2 protein-coding genes are annotated in these 2,522 nt (G+C 32.0%); one reads left to right on the top strand and one right to left on the bottom strand.

Features of this window, described 5'->3' with window-relative positions:
* Positions 1-71: 71 nt before the first annotated feature.
* Positions 72-542, bottom strand: coding sequence for a DinB family protein (locus AC1DRF_RS22950; protein WP_061860515.1), 471 nt, complete (start codon positions 540-542; stop codon positions 72-74).
* Between the two features lie 1,276 nt (positions 543-1,818).
* Here AC1DRF_RS22950 and AC1DRF_RS22945 point away from each other — a divergent pair.
* A partial coding sequence (locus AC1DRF_RS22945) for an ABC transporter substrate-binding protein (RefSeq protein ID WP_477741775.1) occupies positions 1,819-2,522 on the top strand: 704 nt, incomplete at its 3' end.

Genomic DNA, 2,522 nt, shown 5'->3' with positions numbered 1-2,522 from the left:
GGCTAAAGCCTATATAAAGAATATATAGGCTTCATTACTGTCGATAACTTTGTTATATCATTTTGTCAAATTCAATTTTTCACACCCACATGTTCAATTATTCGCTTCATTGCCTGAATCTGTCCCATATGAGTTGCTTCATGCATCAGTGTAACACCCGCCAGCTCTCCAAAGGTTTTACATCCTAGAAATGGCTTTTCTAAGGTATTGTTTAGCTGTTCGGCAGGAATTTGCTGAATACGAGCCAATTGATCCTTTAGCTGTATCATAAGCTCATCCATAGTAGGTACGTCCCCCGTCCAATCTGCTGGTTTCGTACCATTTCCGAACAATTCCATATAGTTTGCTGGAAGATGGGTTGTTGCATGAGGAAAACCAAACATAGTTTGTTCAGTAACTGTCAAAACGTGACCTGTATGCCAATGAATTGTGTTGTTAAAACCATCTGGCTGCACATCAGTTTGATCCTCTGAAACAGCTCCTATGATTTTGAGGAAGTACTCTCTTCCGATTTCAAATTGCTTGAATACAAGTTTGTTCATCTCTTTCTCCCCTTTCACTGGTACAATCATCCATATTATACCACCTATAGGGAGAGAAGAATATAATTAAGGCACCTCTAGTGTTTCAAAATATTTGTACCCAGCTAACATAACTTTGTATTCTTGTCGTTTATACTTTATTAATGGATTGCCTTTTTCTAATTCTAAAAGAGTAAATTCTCCTTCTTTTTTTACTTCTTATCATATACCAATCTATCTTCTACTTCCCTTTTAATAAATTATTATATTCGTTATAATCAAACAAAAAATCTATAAGTATTTAATGTTAAAGACCCTTCAATGAGATAATCTCCATCAAAAATACAAATTAAACTCATTATACATAAAGAAGTAAATATATAAACTCAGTTATAAAAAATATAGTTTTACTATTTACTCTACCTGACGACAAATATGAAGTTTTTCTACATTGTATGTAAATGCTAAAAGTGTTATAGATAAAGTACTTTACTATTTACTTAACGTTATAGAACTTTCATATATTTTTCTCTTTATAATCTATATATTTACTCTAACGTTTTCCTTGTCTAATATAATCTTCAAACGTAGCTTTTTTGACTACAATATAACTACTACATTCATCTTCGGTCTGTTTTGCGATAGACTCTTCGTTAATGTGGAATGTAACCAATTCATCATTTGTAAATTCGTAACTGGATATTTCTTTCCTTTTTACATGTCTACATGATTCAGTTACATAATATAACTTACCTAACTTTATAAAAAAGTATCGATATTCTGTGTTAGGCAACTCAATCCCCCCCTTTTACTCAAGGTTAGTAGTAATATAACTTCCAATACCTATTTTACTATATTTCAAGATGTTTATTAGGGCCTAGACCATGGATTATGCTAAGTAAATTGTAAGGTATTTCATGAAAATAATTAGTTTAACTATTTACTCTTTCTAAAGAAAAATGGATTTTTTTCCTGAATCCAGTTATAAATGGTATCAAGTTCAATTTGAAGGGACTTTGCTAGTTTATACGAAGTACTATTTCCTGTATGGGCTCTCCCTCCATATAAATCTAAGCAATTTACTCTATACTTTAACGTTTATATACTTTTTTGTATTAAAGCCTCTTATTTTGAATGATAGAAATAGAATTGAATATAACAAAGAGCAATAAATAAAAAAAGAAAATTCAAACATTTTATAAGAAACCGGTTGACATATGAAACCGGTTGACATAAAATTCTGATTGAAAGCGCTTTTATATTTGTAAAAAAGATAAATGAGGGGAACGTGAAATGTATGAAAAAATGGCTATTAGTAAGTATAGCTTTATTACTGATTTTTGCTGCAGTAGGATGTAGTAAAAATCAAAGTGTAAACAGTGATGGAAAAAAGACAATCACAATGTGGGTACATGTATCTGATGATAATGAAGAAGGAAAAGTTTATAAAAAACGAGTAGATGCTTTTAACAAGAAATATGCATCTAAAAATGTTAAAGCTAAAATTGAATTTATTCCACGTAGTGGGAACGGTGGAGGGTATGAAGATAAAGTAAACGCAGCATTGACAACGGATACATTACCAGATGTTATTACGTTGGATGGTCCAAATACAGCTGCTTATGCAAAATCTGGCATCATTGCTCCACTAGATGATTACGTGAAAGATCAAGATGATTTACTACCGAGTATCAAGCAACAAGGTACATATAAAGACAAATTGTATGCAATTGGTGCGAGTGAATCATCCGTGGGAATTTACTACAATAAAAAAATGCTACAAGAGGCAGGCATTGATTTAAATACGTTACCGACAGTTGATAATCCTTGGACATGGGATCAATTTATGGCTCTTTGTAAAACGTTAAAAGAAAAATATAATAAACCGGCTATTGATATGCAATTACAATCAAAAGATGAAATGTTAACGTATGCACTAACACCATTTGTATGGTCTGCAGGGGGAGAAGTTCTCTCAAAAGATGGTACGAAAGCAGAAGG

The organism is Priestia sp. P5_B4 (genome assembly GCF_056400385.1).
Note: the sequence above shows the minus strand (reverse complement) of the source record. Positions and strands in the feature narration are given on the sequence as shown.